We start from the raw sequence: 257 nt of genomic DNA on the forward strand, positions 1-257 counted from the left end.
GCTACTGGTGCTACCGGCGCTACTGGACCTCAAGGACTTCGTGGCGTTACTGGCGCTACCGGCGCTACTGGACCTCAAGGACTTCGTGGCGTTACTGGTGCTACCGGCGCTACTGGACCTCAAGGACTTCGTGGCGTTACTGGCGCTACCGGCGCTACTGGACCTCAAGGACTTCGTGGGGCTACTGGTGCTACCGGCGCTACTGGACCTCAAGGACTTCGTGGCGTTACTGGCGCTACCGGCGCTACTGGACCTCA

At 61.9% G+C, this 257-nt stretch carries 1 pseudogene; it reads left to right on the plus strand.

Annotation, left to right across the window (positions count from 1 at the left end):
* Positions 1 to 257, plus strand: a pseudogene (locus AC0IXC_RS29250) (Gly-Xaa-Xaa repeat protein); the annotation flags it as partial.

This window comes from Bacillus sp. AC266, from assembly GCF_979253805.1.